General features: G+C 71.5%; 15 protein-coding genes. 10 read left to right on the plus strand and 5 right to left on the minus strand.

The annotated features are described in order from the left end of the window. The first annotated feature begins 49 nt into the window (after positions 1 to 49). Positions 50 to 1,576 (plus strand): tRNA (N6-isopentenyl adenosine(37)-C2)-methylthiotransferase MiaB, encoded by a 1,527-nt coding sequence (gene miaB, locus ICC28_RS35240; protein ID WP_188292890.1) that lies wholly within the window; start codon positions 50 to 52, stop codon positions 1,574 to 1,576. 148 nt (positions 1,577 to 1,724) lie between these two features. Further along, entirely contained in the window at positions 1,725 to 2,432 is a 708-nt protein-coding gene (locus tag ICC28_RS35245) for a class III extradiol dioxygenase subunit B-like domain-containing protein (RefSeq protein WP_188292891.1), read from the plus strand. 93 nt (positions 2,433 to 2,525) lie between these two features. Here the strand turns inward: ICC28_RS35245 and ICC28_RS35250 are convergent, their stop codons facing one another. Further along, positions 2,526 to 2,795, minus strand: a complete 270-nt coding sequence (locus ICC28_RS35250) for an antitoxin (RefSeq protein WP_188292892.1) — start codon at positions 2,793 to 2,795, stop codon at positions 2,526 to 2,528. Between the two features lie 25 nt (positions 2,796 to 2,820). After that, the gene (locus tag ICC28_RS35255; protein WP_188292893.1) at positions 2,821 to 3,120 is read right to left on the minus strand and encodes a hypothetical protein; all 300 of its coding nucleotides are present in this window, start codon (positions 3,118 to 3,120) and stop codon (positions 2,821 to 2,823) included. Positions 3,121 to 3,302: 182 nt separating this feature from the next. On the opposite strand from ICC28_RS35255, the gene miaA reads away from it, so the two are divergent. The 6 genes from miaA (at position 3,303) to hflX (ending at position 11,762) form a co-directional block, all read left to right on the plus strand. Continuing rightward, positions 3,303 to 4,241 carry a tRNA (adenosine(37)-N6)-dimethylallyltransferase MiaA gene (miaA, locus tag ICC28_RS35260; RefSeq protein WP_188292894.1) on the plus strand — a complete coding sequence of 313 codons (939 nt, stop codon included), beginning with the start codon at positions 3,303 to 3,305 and terminating at the stop codon, positions 4,239 to 4,241. A 108-nt stretch (positions 4,242 to 4,349) separates the two neighbouring features. Then, positions 4,350 to 4,853, plus strand: a complete 504-nt coding sequence (locus ICC28_RS35265) for a hypothetical protein (protein ID WP_188292928.1) — start codon at positions 4,350 to 4,352, stop codon at positions 4,851 to 4,853. Positions 4,854 to 4,994: 141 nt separating this feature from the next. Further along, positions 4,995 to 5,870 (plus strand): diaminopimelate epimerase, encoded by an 876-nt coding sequence (dapF, locus tag ICC28_RS35270; RefSeq protein ID WP_188292895.1) that lies wholly within the window; start codon positions 4,995 to 4,997, stop codon positions 5,868 to 5,870. Between the two features lie 303 nt (positions 5,871 to 6,173). Next, positions 6,174 to 8,285: a RelA/SpoT family protein gene (locus ICC28_RS35275; protein ID WP_188292896.1), complete on the plus strand. Its 2,112-nt coding sequence runs from the start codon at positions 6,174 to 6,176 to the stop codon at positions 8,283 to 8,285. A 312-nt stretch (positions 8,286 to 8,597) separates the two neighbouring features. Beyond that, complete coding sequence (locus ICC28_RS35280; protein WP_188292897.1) at positions 8,598 to 10,094, plus strand: M1 family metallopeptidase; 1,497 nt, start codon at positions 8,598 to 8,600, stop codon at positions 10,092 to 10,094. A gap of 171 nt (positions 10,095 to 10,265) precedes the next feature. Next, positions 10,266 to 11,762 carry a GTPase HflX gene (hflX, locus tag ICC28_RS35285; RefSeq protein ID WP_188292898.1) on the plus strand — a complete coding sequence of 499 codons (1,497 nt, stop codon included), beginning with the start codon at positions 10,266 to 10,268 and terminating at the stop codon, positions 11,760 to 11,762. Between the two features lie 58 nt (positions 11,763 to 11,820). Here the strand turns inward: hflX and ICC28_RS35290 are convergent, their stop codons facing one another. Then, a complete protein-coding gene (locus tag ICC28_RS35290) occupies positions 11,821 to 13,029 on the minus strand; it encodes a trypsin-like serine peptidase (RefSeq protein WP_188292899.1) in 1,209 nt (402 codons plus the stop codon). A 193-nt stretch (positions 13,030 to 13,222) separates the two neighbouring features. After that, a complete protein-coding gene (locus ICC28_RS35295; protein ID WP_188292900.1) occupies positions 13,223 to 14,449 on the minus strand; it encodes a trypsin-like serine peptidase in 1,227 nt (408 codons plus the stop codon). Positions 14,450 to 15,017: 568 nt separating this feature from the next. On the opposite strand from ICC28_RS35295, the gene ICC28_RS35300 reads away from it, so the two are divergent. Further along, entirely contained in the window at positions 15,018 to 16,130 is a 1,113-nt protein-coding gene (locus ICC28_RS35300) for a hypothetical protein (protein WP_188292901.1), read from the plus strand. A 505-nt stretch (positions 16,131 to 16,635) separates the two neighbouring features. On the opposite strand, the gene ICC28_RS35305 is transcribed toward ICC28_RS35300, so the two are convergent. After that, the gene (locus ICC28_RS35305) at positions 16,636 to 17,202 is read right to left on the minus strand and encodes a hypothetical protein (protein ID WP_223190349.1); all 567 of its coding nucleotides are present in this window, start codon (positions 17,200 to 17,202) and stop codon (positions 16,636 to 16,638) included. A gap of 572 nt (positions 17,203 to 17,774) precedes the next feature. On the opposite strand from ICC28_RS35305, the gene ICC28_RS35310 reads away from it, so the two are divergent. Then, on the plus strand, positions 17,775 to 19,175 hold the full coding sequence (locus tag ICC28_RS35310; RefSeq protein WP_317454154.1) for an aminotransferase class III-fold pyridoxal phosphate-dependent enzyme: 1,401 nt from the start codon (positions 17,775 to 17,777) through the stop codon (positions 19,173 to 19,175). The last annotated feature ends 336 nt before the right edge of the window (positions 19,176 to 19,511 follow it).

Consider the following 19,511-nt stretch of genomic DNA (forward strand, 5'->3'; position numbering starts at 1 on the left):
GCGGTCACCGGCGGCCGAGGGGCTCCGCGAAACCGCCTACCCTTGACCCATGACCAGCAGCAGCGACCGGAGCCCGGCAGTGGACGTTCAAGGACTCAAGACCTACGAAGTACGCACCTACGGGTGCCAGATGAACGTCCACGACTCCGAGCGATTGTCCGGACTGCTGGAGGACGCCGGGTACGTCCGTGCCCCCGAGGGCTCGGACGGCGACGCCGACGTGGTCGTCTTCAACACCTGCGCGGTCCGGGAGAACGCCGACAACCGGCTGTACGGCAACCTCGGCCGCCTCGCCCCCATGAAGACGAAGCGCCCGGGCATGCAGATCGCGGTCGGCGGCTGCCTCGCGCAGAAGGACCGCGACACCATCGTCAAGAAGGCGCCCTGGGTCGACGTCGTCTTCGGCACGCACAACATCGGCAAGCTGCCGGTCCTGCTGGAACGCGCGCGCGTGCAGGAGGAGGCGCAGGTCGAGATCGCCGAGTCGCTGGAGGCGTTCCCGTCCACGCTGCCGACCCGCCGCGAGAGCGCGTACGCGGCCTGGGTCTCGATCTCGGTGGGCTGCAACAACACCTGCACCTTCTGCATCGTCCCGGCGCTGCGCGGCAAGGAGAAGGACCGTCGCACCGGCGACATCCTCGCCGAGATCGAGGCCCTGGTCGGCGAGGGCGTCTCCGAGATCACGCTGCTCGGCCAGAACGTGAACGCGTACGGCTCCGACATCGGCGACCGCGAGGCGTTCAGCAAGCTGCTGCGGGCCTGCGGGAAGATCGAGGGCCTGGAGCGGGTCCGCTTCACGTCCCCGCATCCGCGCGACTTCACCGACGACGTCATCGCGGCGATGGCCGAGACGCCGAACGTCATGCCGCAGCTGCACATGCCGCTGCAGTCCGGCTCGGACACGGTCCTGAAGGCGATGCGCCGCTCCTACCGGCAGGAACGGTACCTCGGCATCATCGAGAAGGTCCGCGCCGCGATTCCGCACGCGGCGATCACCACCGACATCATCGTGGGCTTCCCCGGCGAGACCGAGGAGGACTTCGAGCAGACCATGCACGTGGTGCGCGAGGCCCGCTTCACGCAGGCGTTCACCTTCCAGTACTCCAAGCGCCCCGGCACCCCGGCCGCCACCATGGAGAACCAGATCCCCAAGGAGGTCGTCCAGGCGCGCTACGAGCGTCTCGTCGCCCTCCAGGAGGAGATCTCCTGGGAGGAGAACAAGAAGCAGGTCGGCCGCACGCTGGAGCTGATGGTCGCCGAGGGCGAGGGCCGCAAGGACGGCGCCACCCACCGCCTCTCCGGCCGCGCCCCCGACAACCGCCTGGTCCACTTCACCAAGCCGGAGCAGGAGGTGCGCCCCGGCGACGTCGTCACCGTCGAGATCACGTACGCCGCCCCGCACCACCTCCTCGCCGAGGGCCCCGTCCTGGACGTGCGCCGCACGCGCGCGGGTGACGCCTGGGAGAAGCGCAACACCGCGGAGCAGGCGAAGCCGGCGGGCGTGCTGCTGGGCCTGCCGAAGGTGGGGGTGCCGGAGGCGTTGCCGGTGGTTACCGGGGGGTGCGCGGTCGACTGACGGGGCGGGTGAGCGGGCGCACGGGCGTGGCGTGCGCGGACTGGCTGGTTGGTCGGTGTGGTGCCGGTGGTTAGCGGGGGTCGCGCGATTCGGCCGATGCGCGGGCGGGCGCCCGCAGGTCGGTGAGGGAGCGGTTAGGCTGCCGATCATGCTTGTCGCCGCTGCCGTCTGCCCGTGTCCGCCGCTGCTCGTGCCGGAGGTCGCCGCCGGGGCGGCGCCGGAGCTCGACGTCGTGCGCGCGGCGTGTCAGGAGGCGCTGGACGCGGTCCGCGCGGCCGAACCCGACCTGCTCGTGGTGGTGGGGGAGGGCGCGGACGACGCGCTGCACGAGGCGGGTGCCCGTGGCTCCTTCCGTCCGTTCGGCGTCGATGTCGACGTGGTCCTCGGTGCGCGAGCCGCCGGTGCCGACAGCACGGTTCTGCCCCCGTCGCTCGCCGTGGGCGCATGGCTGCTCGCGCGCGCGGGCTGGGACGGTCCCGTCCGCGGCTACGAGGTGACCGGCGAGCGCTCCTGGGCGGTCAACGGCGAGGACGGCGTGCGCATCGCGGGCATGGCCGAGCGCGTCGGCCTGCTGGTGATGGGCGACGGCACGGCCTGCCGCACCCTGAAGGCCCCCGGCTACCTGGACGACCGCGCCGAAGGCGTGGACGCCGGCATCGCCGCCGCCCTGCGCGGGCTCGACTCCGACGGCTGGTTCGCGGGACTCGACCGGGGCCTGGCCCGCGAACTCAAGATCTCCGGCTACTCGCCCTGGCAGATCCTCAGCGCGGCCTGGCAGAAGGACCGGGGCACGGGCCGCCTCCTCTACGAGGGTGCCCCCTACGGAGTCGGCTACTTCGTGGCCTCCTGGACATAGCCCCGGCGAGGCGAGCCGCTCGAGCACGGCGGACGGCCGGGAGCGTGGCGTCGCTCCTCGGCCGTCCGTCGGTGTGCCGTGTCGCTGCGGTGTTCAGGAAGCCGGTGGCGGCGTGCTCGGCGGTGTGGAGCCGTCGTCCGTTTCCGGGCCGCCGTCCTTGTGCGCGAGCCGGTCCATGGCGTCCTTGGCCTTGCCGGTGCCCGTCTGGATCTTGTCGCTGTACTTGCCCTTGGTCTTCTCGTCGACGACCTTCGCCGCCTTGTCCAGACCGTGCTGCACCTTGTCCCCGTGCTGCTGTGCGAGCCCGGAGACCTTGTCCTTGGCCGGGGCCAGCTTGGCCTTCAGATTGTCCAGGAGACCCATTCGTTCACCTTCCCGCGCGGAGTCGTCAGGTACGGGCGCCCTCGCCGGCCTCACGGTCGGCCGTTTCCTCGGCGGACTGCTGCTTGTCGGCGGACTGCTGCTTGTCTTCGGATTGCTGCTTGTCGTCGGATTGCTGCTTGTCGGCGGACTGCTGCTGAGGAATCCCGACGCCGTCGGCGGCCTCGGCGTCGGTGGCTTCGCGCGCCGCCGGCTCCTTCGCCTCCGCCGCCTCGGTTTCGGCCGTCACGTTGTCGGCCTGTGTCTCGGCGGTCGACGTCTCGTCCGTCGCCTTCGGCCTCCGAAAAAGTCTTGCCAAAACGCCCATGACCACTCCATACGTTACTCGTGCGGGCGAATTCCCGCGTCGTCCGGTGCGTCCGTTTGCGCCGCCCGGATCGCCGCCTCCGCGAATCGGCGGGGCGAACCACGCAACTGGCAACGACGCCGGACACGCGCCGTCACGTAACTCGTTCGAGGCCACCCCGTGAGGTTTGCGAGACTGGGGCGGTGAGCAGCGCACCCTCCGCCCCCCGTGTCATCGCCGTCGTCGGCCCCACCGCGGCCGGAAAGTCCGATTTGGGAGTCTTTCTTGCTCGGCATCTCGGGGGCGAAGTCGTCAACGCCGACTCCATGCAGCTCTACCGGGGGATGGACATCGGCACCGCCAAGCTGACGCCCGAGGAGCGCGCCGGCGTCCCGCACCACCTGCTGGACATCTGGGACGTGACGGTCACCGCCTCGGTCGCGGAGTACCAGCGACTCGCCCGGCAACGGATCGACGCCCTGCTCGCCGAGGGCCGCTGGCCGATCCTGGTCGGCGGCTCCGGTCTGTACGTCCGCGGGGCCGTCGACAACCTGGAGTTCCCCGGCACCGACCCCGAGGTCCGGGCCCGGCTGGAGGAGGAGCTCACCCTGCGCGGCTCCGGCGCGCTGCACGCCCGCCTCGCCGCCGCCGACCCCGAGGCCGCGCAGGCGATCCTGCCCAGCAACGGTCGCCGTATCGTTCGCGCCCTTGAGGTGATCGAGATCACCGGCAAGCCGTTCACGGCCAACCTCCCCGGACACGACTCGGTCTACGACACCGTGCAGATCGGCGTCGACGTGGCCCGCCCCGAGCTCGACGAGCGCATCGCGCGCCGGGTCGACCGGATGTGGGAGGCCGGCCTCGTGGACGAGGTGCGCGCACTGGAGGCGTGCGGCTTGCGCGAGGGGCGCACGGCGTCGCGCGCGCTCGGCTACCAGCAGGTGCTCGCGGCGCTCGCCGGGGAGTGCACCCTGGAGGAGGCCCGCGCCGAGACCGTACGTGCCACCAAACGCTTCGCGCGCCGCCAGGATTCATGGTTCAGGCGCGATCCGCGGGTGCACTGGTTGAGTGGGGCTGCGGCGGATCTCACAGAACTTCCGCACCTCGCACTGGCGTTGGTCGAACGACCGGTTACAGCCTGATCACGTCATGGCATCGGGACGCTCCGGCCGCCATCGCGGCCTGCGGTGCCGTGCCATCATCGAGCTTCGATCGACCAAGTGGAGTCCGAGTTGGGAGGGCGCGTGGCGATGGAGGCCGGCCCTCGTGACACCGCACAAGGCACCGAGCCCGTCACCGGCGACAGTGGCGAACCGGAGCAGGACGGCGACCGTCTGACCCCGGACGGACCCGACGAGACGCCCGACGGCGTGACCGACGACGGACCCGAGCCCGAGGAGATGTTCGCGGGCGGGCCCGAGGTCGAGGTCGAGCTGCGTCCGCAGCGGCGCATGCGCATCTGGCAGCTCGCGCCCATCGTGGCCCTGGCCGCGGTCGGCTCCCTGATGTTCGCCTTCCCGCTGGCCTTCGACTTCGGCGACAGCGGCGCCGTGATCGCCATGCTGGGCCTGCTGATCTCCTCGTGCGCGGCGGGCTGGGGCATGATGGCCGCCCGCCGCGTCGGCTACACCTGGCCGGGGCTGCCGCAGCGCGGCTCGGGACGCAGACCGGACTGGCGGGTCGTGCTGGCGTACGTGGTGATGGTCGCCGCGGTGGTCGTGCTGGCCGTGTGGCGGGTGGCGCGGCTGCGCTGAGCCGCTGGGGCGGGGCTGCGCCGAGCCGTCGTCTGTACGGCGTGCGGCGCGGCTGCCCTGAGTGGTCTGTACGGCGTGCGGCGCGGCTGCTGGCAGGCGTCCCTTGTCGGGGCTGTCGGTGGCGCACCGTACGATCGAGGAATGAGCACGCGCGCGCGGATCGCCTTCCTCAAGGGCCACGGCACCGAGAACGACTTCGTGATCGTCCCGGACCCCGAGAACGCCGTAGACCTGCCCCCGGCCGCCGTCGCCGCCCTGTGCGACCGCCGCGCCGGCATCGGCGGTGACGGACTGCTGCACGTCGTACGGTCCGCCGCGCACCCCGAGGCCAAGGACATGGCGGCCGAGGCCGAGTGGTTCATGGACTACCGCAACGGCGACGGCTCGATCGCGGAGATGTGCGGCAACGGCGTACGCGTCTTCGCGCGCTACCTGCAGCACGCCGGGCACGTGACCGAGGGCGACCTCGCCGTCGCCACCCGAGGGGGAGTCAAGACCGTGCACCTCGCCAAGGACGGTGACGTCACCGTCGGCATGGGCCGGGCGCGCCTCCCGGAGGGCGAGGTCACGGTCGGCGTCGGCGAGCGCAGCTGGCCCGCGCGCAACGTGAACATGGGCAATCCGCACGCCGTCGCCTTCGTGGACGACCTCGCGCACGCCGGGGACCTGCGCTCCGCGCCCCGGTTCGGCCCGGCCTCCGCCTACCCGGACGGGGTCAACGTCGAGTTCGTGGTCGACCGGGGCCCCGGGCACGTCGCGCTCCGTGTGCACGAGCGCGGAGCCGGCGAGACCCGTTCGTGCGGCACGGGCGCGTGCGCCGTCGCCGTGGCCGCGGCCCGCCGGGACGGCGCCGACCCGGCGGTCACCGGCACCCCCGCGACGTACACCGTCGACGTGCCCGGCGGCACCCTGGTGATCACCGAGCGGCCCGACGGCGAGATCGAGATGACCGGACCCGCGGTGATCGTCGCCGAGGGCGAGATCGACGGTGATTGGCTGGAATCGTTCGCTCGCTGAGCGGGGCGACGGCAGCGCGTCGGCGGGTCGGACAACCGGTCGGCCCAGGTGGGGCCGGTTCGGCAGCCCTCTTGGGAGGCGTGGGAAGCACGACCGGCCGCGGGGCGCATGGCGTGAAACCGTAAACCTGCGAACCTTCGCTCGAATGGGTGATCCGTTTCACGCTCGGCGAGAGGCGGTCGGCCGGGCGTGGTGGGCTCGGTAGCATCAAGCACCGGCCCGGACGGGGGACCGTTGCCAGTCCCCTGAGCCGTGTCCGCCATGGGGCACCCCGTCCGCCGGTCCACGCAGCCGGAGGTGCCCATGAGTGCGGAGGCCACGAACCCCGCGACGCCAGGTCCGGTAGCAGGGGCGCGCTGGCGGGCGCGGATCGACCTGCGCCGACTGGGCCGGGCCGCGCTGCTCGGCCCCGCCGCCCGCGACCGGCTGCCCGACGCCATCGGCCACGTCGTCGAGGCCCACCGCGCCCACCACCCCGACGCCGACCTCGATCCCCTGCGCCGCGCCTATGTGCTGGCCGAGTCCTCGCACCGAGGCCAGATGCGCAAGAGCGGCGAGCCGTACATCACGCACCCGCTCGCGGTGACCCTGATCCTCGCCGAACTCGGCGCCGAGACCACGACCTTGACCGCCTCCCTGCTCCACGACACCGTCGAGGACACGGACGTGACGCTCGATCAGGTCGGCGAGCAGTTCGGCGAGGAGGTGCGCTTCCTCGTGGACGGCGTCACCAAGCTGGAGAAGGTCGACTACGGTGCCGCCGCCGAGCCCGAGACCTTCCGCAAGATGCTCGTCGCCACCGGCAACGACGTCCGCGTGATGTCGATCAAACTCGCCGACCGGCTGCACAACATGCGCACCCTCGGCGTCATGCGCCCCGAGAAACAGGCCCGCATCGCCAAGGTGACCCGGGACGTGCTGATCCCGCTCGCCGAACGGCTCGGCGTCCAGGCCCTGAAGACCGAACTGGAGGACCTGGTCTTCGCGATCCTCCACCCCGAGGAGTACGAGCACACCCGCGAGCTGATCGTCGACAACGCGTCCCGCACCGACGACCCCCTCGCCGAAGTCGCCGACGAGATGCGCACCGTCCTGCGCGACGCCGACATCCAGGCCGAAGTCCTCATCCGGCCACGGCACTTCGTCTCCGTGCACCGCGTGGCCCGCAAGCGCGGCCGGCTGCGCGGCGCCGACTTCGGTCGGCTGCTGGTCCTGGTGGCCGAGGACGCGGACTGCTACGGCGTCCTGGGCGAGCTGCACACCTGCATGACGCCCGTGGTCGCGGAGTTCAAGGACTTCATCGCCGTACCCAAGTTCAACCTGTACCAGTCGCTGCACACCGCGGTCGCCCGCGAGGACGGCCAGGTCGTCGAAGTCCTCATCCGCACCCACCAGATGCACAAGGTCGCCGAGGCCGGCGTCGTCGCGCTGGGCAATCCCTACGCTCCTCCTTCGGAGGAGCAGTCCGCCGCCGGCGAGGGCGAGCGCATCGACCCCACGCGCCCCGGCTGGCTCTCCCGCCTCCTCGACTGGCAGGAGGCCGCGCCCGACCCCGACACCTTCTGGTCCACGCTCCGTGAGGACCTCGCCCAGGACCGCGAGATCACCGTCTTCCGCCCGGACGGCGGCACGCTCGGCCTGCCCGAGGGGGCGACCTGTGTGGACGCCGCCTACGCCCAGTACGGCGAGGACGCGCACGCGTGCATCGGCGCCCGCGTCAACGGCCGGCTGGCGACCCTGAGCACGGTCCTGAAGGACGGTGACACCGTCCAGCTCCTCATGGGGCAGGACCCGGCCTCCGAGCCCTCCAGGGAGTGGCTGGAGCACGCCCACACGCCCGCGGCACGCATCGCCATCCAGCGGTGGCTCGCCTCCCACCCCTCGCCCGAGGGCGGCGAGCAGCGGTCCGAGGAGACCGCGCCGTCACCCCGGCCCGCCGCGGAGGTACCGGCCGTACGCCCCGCCGCCAACGTCGTCGTCGACCAGCCCGGCGCCACCGTACGGCTCGCCGGCTGCTGCACCCCCGTACCGCCCGACGAGGTCACCGGATTCTCCGTCCGCGGGGGAGCGGTGACCGTGCACCGCGTGGAGTGCGCCGCGGTGGCGCGCATGAAGAGCGCGGGGCGCGCGGAGATCGGCGTGCGCTGGGGCGACACCACCGAGTGCCGGGTCACCCTGCTCGCCGAATCGTTCGTCCGCCCGCACCTGCTGGCCGACCTCACCGAGGCGATGGCCCTCGAAGGCGCGGAAATCGTCTCGGCGACGGTCGAACCCCCCACCCAGCAACAGGTCCGCCACACCTACACCGTCGAACTCCCGGACGCGGCACGCCTGCCCGACCTGATGCGCGCGATGCGCAATGTGGCGGGCGTGTACGACGTGAGCAGGGCGCAGCCGCAGACGGGGCAGTTGTAGCGGGGGGCGTGCGCGGGCGGGCGTGGCGCATGCGACTGCGGTTCGGCAGCGCGCCCCAAAGGGGCGCGGGGAACTGCGCGACCAGCCACGACGTGTCCGCAGACGAATGACGACACATCGCGGCACTTCCCGTGGAGCGTCCGACTCGGCGCGACCGCGAGCAGGCGTGCTGCTCGCGGCGTCCGCGGCACTGAACGCCCGCGTCGCCCACCACCGCGGGAGCCGTGAACCGTCCGCCCACCACGACCCCGTTCGGGTGGGCCGGTCGCGCGCCGCCGCGGCCTCGCCCGCCCGCGCTGGTAGCCGTGGTCCATGCCGCACACCCCCCGCCGGAAGGCCCTCGCCCTCCTCGCCTCCGCCTGCGCCGTCTGCCTGCTCGCCGCGAGCGCCCCCGCCGAGCCCCTCGGCATCGGCGACCGCCTCTTCCCCCACCTCGGCAACCCCGGCTACGACGTGGCGTCGTACGACCTCTCCTTCACCTATCCCGGCAGCAACAGCGAGCCCCTGCAGGCCGTCACCACCATCGACGCCTGGACGACGGCCGACCTCGACCGGGTCAACCTCGACTTCGCCCACGGGAAGGTCCAGTCCGTGGAGGTCGACGGGGAGCCCGCCGCCTTCGCCACCGCAGGCGAGGACCTCGTCGTCACCCCCGACGAGCCGCTGCCCGACGGCAGCTGGATGCGGATCACCGTGCGCCACACCAGTGACCCGGTGCCCGCGGAGGACCGCGACGGCGGCTGGGTGCGCACCGCCGACGGACTCGCCATGGCCAACCAGGCCGACGCCGCCCACCTGGTCTTCCCGTGCAACGACCACCCCTCCGACAAGGCGATGTTCACCATCCGGGTCACCGCGCCCAACGGCTACACCGCCGTCGCCAACGGCCTGGCGGCCGGCGCGGACCGCTCGGGCCGGACGACGACATGGACGTACCGCACGCAGCACCCGATGGCCACCGAGCTCGCGCAGGTCTCCATCGGCCGCTCCACGGTCGTACGCCGCACCGGACCGCACGGGCTGCCCCTGCGGGACGTCGTGCCCACCAAGGACCGCGAGCGCCTCGAACCGTGGCTGGAGAAGACGCCCGAGCAGATCGCGTGGATGGAACGGAAGGTCGGCCGGTACCCCTTCGAGACGTACGGCCTGCTCATGGCTGATGTTTCCACCGGCTTCGAGCTGGAGACGCAGACGCTGTCCCTCTTCGAGATGGGGCTGTTCACCGAGCCCGCCTACCCCGCCTGGTACGTCGAGTCGATCATGGTGCACGAGCTGGCCCACCAGTGGTTCGGCGACAGCGTCAGCCCGCGCACCTGGTCCGACCTGTGGCTCAACGAGGGACACGCCACCTGGTACGAGGCCCTCTACGCGGAGGAGACGGCGAACCGGCCCCTGAAGGCGCGGATGAAGGCCGCGTACGGCGCCTCCGACCGCTGGCGCGCCGCCGGCGGACCCCCGGCCGCGCCCAAGGCCCCCGACCCCGGCCACAAGATCAGCATCTTCCGCCCGAACGTCTACGACGGCTCCGCACTCGTCCTGTACGCCCTGCGCCAGGAGATCGGCCGCCCCGCCTTCGAGCGGCTGCAACGGGCCTGGGTGAGCCGCCACGCGGACGGCGTCGCCACCACCGAGGACTTCGTCTCCCTCGCCTCGAAGATCGCCGGACGCGACCTGCGCGGCTTCTTCCAGGACTGGCTGTACGGCGAGAAGACGCCGCCGATGCCCGGCCACCCGGACTGGGAGGCGGTCGCGCCGGTGAAGGCCGCCACCGGGTCCACGGCAGCCGCCACCGCGGAACAGGGGCGGTGAATAAAGCGGTGACGAGACGACTCGTGCCGTGCGACCATCTTCAGGTCGGCGCGGCACGGGACACGGGAATCTCCCGGGGTACTCGTGCGTTGAGAGTGGTGGCGCAGCAGATCAGAGAGCTTCGCTTCCGCTCTGTAGCCGCTCAACGGAACCCAACGACGTAAGGACCCAATGACCTCCTCTTCTTCCCCTTCCCAGGACACTCAGCGCTTCGCGCACACCTACCCCGAAGGTCTTCGGGCCGATGCCCTGATGGAAGAGGACGTCGCCTGGAGCCACGAGATCGACGGAGAGCGGGACGGCGACCAGTTCGACCGCTCCGAGCGCGCGGCCCTGCGTCGCGTCGCGGGCCTCTCCACCGAGCTCGAGGACGTCACCGAGGTCGAGTACCGCCAGCTCCGCCTGGAGCGGGTCGTGCTCGTGGGCGTCTGGACCACGGGGACCGTGCAGGACGCGGACAACTCCCTCGCGGAGCTGGCCGCCCTCGCGGAGACCGCGGGAGCGCTCGTGCTCGACGGCGTGATCCAGCGCCGCGACAAGCCCGACGCCGCCACCTACATCGGCTCCGGCAAGGCCGACGAGCTGCGGGACATCGTGCTGGAGACCGGTGCCGACACCGTCATCTGCGACGGTGAGCTCAGCCCGGGCCAGCTCATCCACCTCGAAGACGTCGTCAAGGTCAAGGTCATCGACCGTACGGCCCTGATCCTCGACATCTTCGCCCAGCACGCCAAGTCCCGAGAGGGCAAGGCGCAGGTCGCGCTCGCGCAGATGCAGTACATGCTGCCGAGGCTGCGCGGCTGGGGTCAGTCGCTGTCCCGGCAGATGGGCGGCGGCAAGGGCGGCGGCCTCGCCACCCGTGGTCCCGGTGAGACCAAGATCGAGACGGACCGGCGCCGGATCCGCGAGAAGATGGCGAAGATGCGCCGGGAGATCGCGGAGATGAAGACCGGCCGCGAGATCAAGCGCCAGGAGCGCAAGCGCCACAAGGTGCCCTCGGTCGCCATCGCCGGGTACACCAACGCGGGCAAGTCCTCCCTGCTCAACCGCCTCACGGGCGCCGGCGTCCTGGTCGAGAACGCCCTGTTCGCGACCCTGGACCCGACCGTCCGCCGGGCGGAGACCCCGAGCGGCCGCCTGTACACGCTGGCCGACACGGTCGGCTTCGTCCGGCACCTGCCGCACCACCTGGTCGAGGCGTTCCGCTCCACGATGGAGGAGGTCGGCGAGTCCGACCTGATCCTGCACGTGGTCGACGGTTCGCACCCGAACCCGGAGGAGCAGCTGGCCGCCGTACGCGAGGTGATCAGGGACGTCGGCGCCACCGACGTACCCGAGATCGTCGTGATCAACAAGGCCGACGCGGCCGACCCGCTGACGCTCCAGCGGCTGATGCGGATCGAGAAGCGCTCCATCGCCGTCTCGGCCCGCACCGGTGAGGGCATCGCCGAGCTGCTCGCGCTGATCGACAACGACCTGCCGAGGCCGTCGGTCGAGATCGAGGCGCTCGTGCCCTACACGCACGGCAAGCTGGTCGCCCGTGCCCACACCGAGGGCGAGGTGATCTCCGAGGAGCACACCCCGGAGGGCACACTGCTCAAGGCGCGGGTGCACGAGGAACTCGCGGCGGACCTCGCGCCGTACGTTCCGGCTCCGGTGGCGTCGTAACAGTGACATGAGAAGGCCCGCCCCTCTGCGGGGGCGGGCCTTCGTCGTACCGGCGTCGTCACCGACCGCCGTACGTCTTGCTCATGTTCTGGTACAGGGCCTCGGCGCTCCTGCCGAGCTGCGGGCCGGCCAGCCAGGTGTTGTCCTCCGGGCCGATCGACGTGTTCGAGACCAGCTTGGTCTCGCCGCCCACCACCCGGAACCAGCCGCCGCCGGAGGAGCCGCCGGTCATCGTGCAGCCGATGCGGTACATCGTGGGCAGCGTCGGGCTCAGCGAGAGGCGGCCCGGCCGGTCGATGCACTTGAACATCTTCAGACCGTTGTACGGCGCCGCCTGCGGGTAGCCCCAGGCGCCCATCGTGCCGGACTCGGCCGCGGACGGGGCCGAGAAGTCGATGTCCAGCGCGGCCCCGACCGTCTCCTCCAACGACTTGGCGCCCTGCTCCGGCTGCACGTGCAGCACCGAGTAGTCGTACGCGGCACCCGCGCCGCCGGTGTCCGAGCCGCCCCGGATCCACTCGTTCGAGGTCGAGGCCCAGTCGGCCCACCAGTTGCCGTAGGGGGCGATCTCCGAGGCGTTCGCGTTGCTCAGCTGCGCCTCGGACTTGCCGAGGTCGTTGTAGGCCGGGACGAAGACGATGTTGCGGTACCAGCCGCCGTTCCCGCCCGCGTGCACACAGTGGCCGGCCGTCCACACCAGGTTGGACTTGCCCGGGTGGTTGACGTCCTTGACGACCGTGCCGGAACAGACCGCCGAACCCTCGGGCGTGTCGAAGAAGACCTTGCCGACCGGGGCCGCGTTGTCGTGGTACGGCGTCTTCTCGGCCTTGGCCTGGACGGGCGCCGGTGCCGGGTCGCTGACGCCCTGGTCGGCGGCGGTGTCCTTGGTCGTGACCGTCTTGTCGGCGGCCTTCGCGGACTGCATCCGCTCCGGCTGCCACAGGCCCTCGATCACCGGGTTGACGAAGTCCTTGGCCTCACTGAGCCACTTGTCCTTGTCCCAGTCCTGCCAGCCGCCGTCGGCCCACGCGTCGACGTCGATGCCGTGCTCCTTGAGCTTGTCGGCGACGTTGCCCGGCAGCTTCACCTTGCCGTCGCCGCCGTCGGCAGCCGCGGAGGCGGTGGCACCGGCCTGATCGCTCGCCGTGTCCTTGCTCGAACCGCCTCCGCAGGCGGTCGCGGTCAGCGCCAGGGCCGCGAGCAGCCCGCCCCCGGCGAGGAGGGTACGGCGGCGCCGGGACGCCGTGGGTGTGGGTGTGGAACGCATGGTGCGGTGACCCCCGTTGGAACTGTGAATGTCATGAGCTTGCCAGGCGTGCGCGGCGGTCGGCCGTTGACGGCTCCCGGCACCGCGCACGCGGCGACACCCCACTATGCCTGTGGAGTTGAGGGCGAACGGCGGTGGGACCGTGAAGGTTTCCCGATCACGTCCCACCACCGCCCGGCGAACTACCCGGCCGTCACTGGCCGGCGAACTTCTGGCTGACCTCGTCGTACACGCCCTTGGCCTCGTCACCGAGACGCGGACCCGCCAGCCACCCGGACTCCACCGGGCCGATCGAGGTGTTGGACACCAGCGCGGGCTTGCCGTCCGAGCCGGTCGCGATCCAGCCACCGCCCGACGAACCGCCGGTCATGGTGCAGCCGATGCGGTACATCGTCGGGTCCGAGGCGCTGAGCGACAGCCGGCCCGGCTTGTCCTGGCACTGGAACAGCTTCTGACCGTCGTACGGCGGCGCGGCCGGGTAACCGATCGCGGTGAGGCTGTCGATCTTCGGCGCGGACGGCGCGGCGAAGTCCACCGGCAGCGCGGCCCCGACCGTCTCCTCCAGCGACTTGCCGCCGCTGCCCTCCTCGGGCGTCACATGGATGACGGCGAAGTCGTACGAGGCGCCGTCCCCGCCGGTCGCACCGCCCTGCTCGATCCACTGGTCAGAGGTCTGCACCCAGTCACCCCACCAGACGCCGTACGGAGCGACCTGCTCCCGCGTGGCGTTCTCCAGCTGCGCGGTCTCCATACCGTCGTTGTTGTACGAGGGCACGAACGCGATGTTGCGGTACCAGCCGCCGCTCTTGCCGGCGTGCACACAGTGGCCGGCCGTCCACACCATGTTGGACTTGCCGGGGTTGGCCGGGTCCGCCACGACCGTCGCCGAGCACACCATCGTGCCCTCGGGGGAGTCGAAGAACACCTTGCCGGCCGTCGGAGCGCTGTCGTGGTACTTGACCGGCACGCCCTTCGCGTCCACCGGGGCGGGCGTCGGGTCGGTCACCCCCTGGTCGTCGGCGATGTCGTCCTCGTCGACACCCTGGTCGGGTTCCTCGGCCTCCCGCATGCGGTCCGGGTCCCACAGGTCCTCGATGATCGGGTTGACGAAGTCCTCGGCCTCGCGCAGCCAGTCGTCCTTGTTCCAGTTCTTCCAGGCACCGTCCTTCCACTTGTCGATGTCGATCCCGTGCTCCTTGAGCCGGTCCTTGATGTCGTCAGGGATCGTGATCTTGTCGTCACCCGCGGCGGCCGTCGCGGAGGCCGCACCGCCGCCACTCGCGTCGGCGTCGCCCGACTCACAGGCGGTGGCGGTGAGGGCGAGCGCCGCGGCGAGGGCAACGGCCGCGGGCACAGGGGAGGTTCTGCGGCGTGCGGCCCTCCCACGCCGGGTGGTGAACGACGGCCGTATCGATCGCATGATCTGACTCCCCCTGGGGTGAACGAACTTGGTGCAGCTGCCGCGGACACACGCCGATCACTCGGATCCCACACGCTGATGCCACGGCGACTCGGAACGGCAACACACACTATGCGCTCGCCGTGGGTGAGTTCCGACGGAACGGCAACGGTTTCGCTACGGGATGTCTGACCTGGCAATTGTCCGGAAGCTGAGCCGGCGGCGACCACGTCGGCCTTGGGGCCGGATCTCCGGTTCCGGTCGACCGGGGATCCGCCGCCGCACTGCCGCGTACACGATGACGGCGCGGCTGCCAGGCCGCCGGAAGGACGTGCAGCTTCTTGCCGTGCAGGGCGAGGACGTGCTTGCCGCTGGCCGGGTAGAGCGTGCCGTTGCCGACGTAGAGCTCAGTGAACCGTGCGAAGAGCAGCCCGAGTTCACGCACAGGTGATCGGCCGCGGTCCGGTACGTTGACCGCCCCAGGGCGGTCGCCGGGACCGCGGACCCGACGGGGACAACGTCGTGAACCGATCGATGCGCTGATCGCGTCGTACGGTCGTACGTGAGGAACTACGGGGGACGGGCGGACATGCCGATGTATCGCGGGGGCGGCCTCAGCCCCTGGAAGCTGGTGCTCGTGGCGCTGCCACTGTTCGTGGCGGGCGTGGCGGTGCCCGCCGCCATGCTGCCGTCGGCGCTGGCGGACGAACGGGCCTATACCGAGGCCGAGCCGTGCCCGAAGAGAGCGGTGGGAGCGGGAGCGGTGGGAGCGGGAACCGTGGGGGCGGACTGTCTGCTGACCCGGCAGGCCTCCGTGGCCGCCAAGGACGTCACCGGCAGCGGCGACAACAAGAAGTACTTCCTCGTCATCGGCTTCCCGGACGGCACCCAGGAGCGGGTGAAACTCCGGAAGAACAACCACGGCAAGGTCGAGACGGGCGAGCCGGTCACCGCCGTCTCCTGGCGCGACGAGATCCGCGAGATCACCACACGCGACGACGAGCGGCTGGCCACCTGGACGTATCCGGTCGGCTCGTACATCCCGCTGTTGATCGTGGCCGTGATCGGGACGCCGTCGGGCGCCTCGATCCTGTGGACGGCCTACTGGTCGCGGAGGCTGCGCCGGGCCGGCCGCAGCCTCGTCTCCACCGGCCGGTGGCGCACCTCGGTCCCGCTCGCGACAGCAGCGCTCTACGGCGTCGCGGCGACGATCGCGATCGCGGTCACGCCAAGCTTCATGGCCGCGGTCGGCGCCGCGAGCGTGGTGGCTGTCGCCGCCGTCCCGCTCGCCGCCCTGGTCTGGCACAGGCAGCGGAAGAACACCGGGGCGAAGGCGGCCGACCTGCTGGCCGCGACCGGCGTCAGCGTCCCCACGGCGGAGACGGTGATTCCCGCGCGGGTGTCGGGCGAGGTTCCGTACAGCCGTGTGGACTGCGACTACCTGGTCCTCGCGCCGGGCGGTCTGGCGGTCACCCCCGATGCGCGGGGCATGAGTTGGCGCCTTCCCCTGCCCTGGTCCCTGACCTTCGTCCGCCTGCACCGCGCGGAGTCGGTCGGTCGCGCCCGCGTCCCCGGTGTCGGCAGCCCGCTGCTGGTGGAGTGCCGCGACGGCGACCGCGAAGTGCTGATCACGGCGAACCGCAACCATGTGCCGTGGATCCTGGGCGCGCTGCGGCCGCAGCCCCAGGGCTCGGCGAGATAACGGCCCTTGGACGAGGCGGCGTTCGACGCCCTCTACGCCGGGAGCGTGGGGCCGCTCATCGGCCGGCTGTACGCCATGACCGGCGACGCAGCCGAGGCGCAGGACGTGCTCCCAGGAGGTTCGGCGGCCACCTGCTTCACCTGCTTCACCTGCGTCGCCTTCGGCGCCGTCGTCCTGACCGGATGCGGCGAGGACGGCAAGGACCTCGCGGCCTCCCTCACACCGGTCGTCGCGACGGCGGATGCGCGGGCGTCGGCGAGCAGCACGTCACCCTCGGCCGACCGCCCCCGTGGGCCGGAACCAAGCAGTTCGTCACCATCGACAGAGCCTGGACCGGGGACGGAGCGCCCCATCTGGCGGTGCGGCCCGCCCAGAAGGAGGACAACACCCAGTTCGACACCCGGGAGATCACCCCCGGCATGGGCGACGTTCACCACCCGATTGAGGCATGCGTCGGTTCACTGATGCAGTTCCCACTCGCCAACTCCCGCCACCGCAAGGTTGCTCAGCGACCGGCAACGTCCCGTTGGAAGGCGAGGGGAGCGGAAGCCGCCGACGTCAAGTACGTGGTGGGGAACTTCCGTCTTGCCCCTGCCCGGTGCCGCTTTGCATACGACCAGGTCACCGCGGTCATGAGAACCGGGATGGCGAACAACGGGGCGAATGCGAGGCCCCAGACGGTCTGTGCCGCACCGCTCGACATGTACGTCCGGCTCTCGACCGTGACGGCGACCACGAGTTGCCACAGCGCCACCAGGATCAGGACGGCCGACGCGGTCCAGGCCAGCGCGGCGAGGGTCCGTGGGCGCAGCGGCCGCCACCGGTCGCTGACGAGGAGCAGCGGGAACAGGGCGGCCAGCTCGCCGAAGACGGAGAGGCCAACGACGTACGCAATGCCCCAGCCCGGGATGTCAAAGACGTCCCGCAGGACCTGGTCGCTGTAGCCGACATAGACCCCGGAGGCCAAGGCGATGCGCCACAGGCCGGACGGAACGGCGCACAGGGCTATGGCGTGGGCGGCGCGACGGGCCCACACAGGCGCCACGGGGACAGGAGCGGTTGCTGTGGTCATGATCTCCATGCTGCCCGCAGACACAGCAGCCGCGCGTCGTCCGTAACGACGGCTCTTCTCCACCGTACGGCTGAGGAGCGGACCCGCCGTGGGAAGGACGGAGCGGGAGTCCAACTGCTGGACAGGCGGGTTCTCCAGCCACCCGGCGATTGGGGACAACACGATCGACACCGGTGAGCGTTCCCGCTCACGGCACTGGGCGGAGCGGGATGCCCGTCACGGCAAGGATCTTGAGGCAACCCGTAACTCCGGGGGCGGTCCGGGGTTGGTAGCGGTTGGGGGCCTGCTGGGTGGGTGCGGTCCCCTGCGCTCAATTCCTCCGAGCTTCGAGTGAAGACTCGCGGGGGTGCGTATGTCGGGAGGGGCCAGGACGGCGAGCGACCTGCTCGCCCCAGGACAGCGGGAGGACGGGGAGCGGTGACGGTGATCGAGTCTGCCCACGGGCGGTTGCCCGGAGCGGCGGGGAGCGAAGCAGGTGCGCATTCGTCGGGCGTGAGTCGAAGGACGAGCGGGGGCCGAGGGCTGGGTGGGAGCCGGTGATCGAGTGTGAGCTGAGGGACGAACGCGGGCCCGTGGCTGGGCGCGAGTCGGTGGGGGAGCGTTCGCTGCAGGACGGGATTCTGCGGCGGCAGTCGGCGCGCGAGCCGGCGGCACGCACCTACGCGCGCGCTCTGCCGATCGTGCCCGTACGCGCGCGTGGACTGACCATCGAGGGTGCGGACGGCCGCCGATACCTGGACTGCCTGTCGGGGGCGGGGGCGCTGGCCCTCGGCCACAATCACCCCGTGGTCCTGGAGGCCATCCGCAAGGTCCTCGACTCCGGCGCACCCCTGCACGTCCTCGACCTCGCGACCCCCGTCAAGGACGCCTTCATCACCGAGCTGCTCCGCACCCTGCCACCGGCGCTCGCCGCACACGCGCGCGTGCAGTTCTGCGGACCGGCCGGAACCGACGCGGTGCAGGCTGCCGGGAGGCTCGTCCGCGCCGCGACGGGCCGCACCGGCCTGCTCGATTTCACCGTCACCCACCACGGGGCGACCGCCACCGCCGACGATCCACCGGTCGTCGGCCTCACCTGCCCGCAGGACGCCCGCAACCCGTTCGGTGCCGACACAGACCACGACCTCGAACTCGCCGCCCGCTGGGTCGAGTCCGTCCTCGACGACCCCGAGCACGGCGTGCCCCGGCCCGCCGGGATGCTCCTGGAGCCCGTACAGGGCCACGGCGGCGTGGTCCCCGCGCCCGACGCCTGGATGCGACGCATACGACAGATCACCGACGACCGGTCCGTCCCACTGATCGTCGACGAGGTGCAGACCGGTGTCGGACGCACCGGCGCCTTCTGGGCGGTGGAGCACAGCGGTGTCACCCCTGACGTGATGGTGCTCTCGCGAGCCATCGGAGGCAGCCTTCCGCTGGCCGTCCTGGTTTACCGCGACGACCTCGACATCGGGGAGCATGGCGTCCGCGCGGACACCTTCCCCGGCAACCAGCTCGCCATGGCCGCCGGCACGGCGACGCTCGCCTACGTCCGCGAGAACGGACTGGCCCGACGAGCGGAACACCTGGGCGCCCGCCTTCTCCACCGACTTCGCCAACTTGCCGCGCAGTTCGAGTGCATCGGGGACGTGCGGGGACGCGGCCTGATGATCGGGGTCGAGATGGTGGACCCGGGTGCGGAGCCGGGCCACGCGGGCGGTGTGGGCGCGGCGGCTGGCTCCGCCCCTCGGCCTGCCGCTTCCGTACTTGCGGCGGCCGTCCAGCGAGAGTGCCTTCGCCGCGGGCTGATCGTCGACATCGGCGGTCACTGCAACAGCGTCGTACGCCTCCTCCCGCCGCTGACCATCAGCGACGAGCAGGCCGCCGCGGTCCTCGACCGGCTGTCCGACGCCGTGGAGGCCGTCGCGCGCGGTCACCGGGATCGCCGGGCTCCCCGGGCCCGCCCGAAGCACACGGACCGGCGCGACGGCTGACGGGCCCACAACGGGCGGCCCCTCCAGCCGATGGCTCGACCACCCGCGAGACCGCACCGCCCGACGGCACCGCTTCAACACCTGCCACCACTTCTCCAACAGAACCACCTCTCTAGGAACAGACGTGAACTCCACCCCCGCATCCGACGACCGGCCCGCCACAGGCCCCCGGGACCTCGCCGAAGCCGGGCTCCCCAACACGACGCCGCACACCACCCCCGCCGCAGCGGTCCCCCGGAAGCCGGGGAGCGGCGGGCGGCGAGGGGACGCGTCGCCTGCGGTACGGGGTGGGGGCGCGGGGGCTGTCGCACGGGGAGGGGACATGGAGGCTTCGGT

This window comes from Streptomyces sp. TRM68416 (assembly GCF_014596915.1).
Lineage (GTDB): Bacteria > Actinomycetota > Actinomycetes > Streptomycetales > Streptomycetaceae > Streptomyces.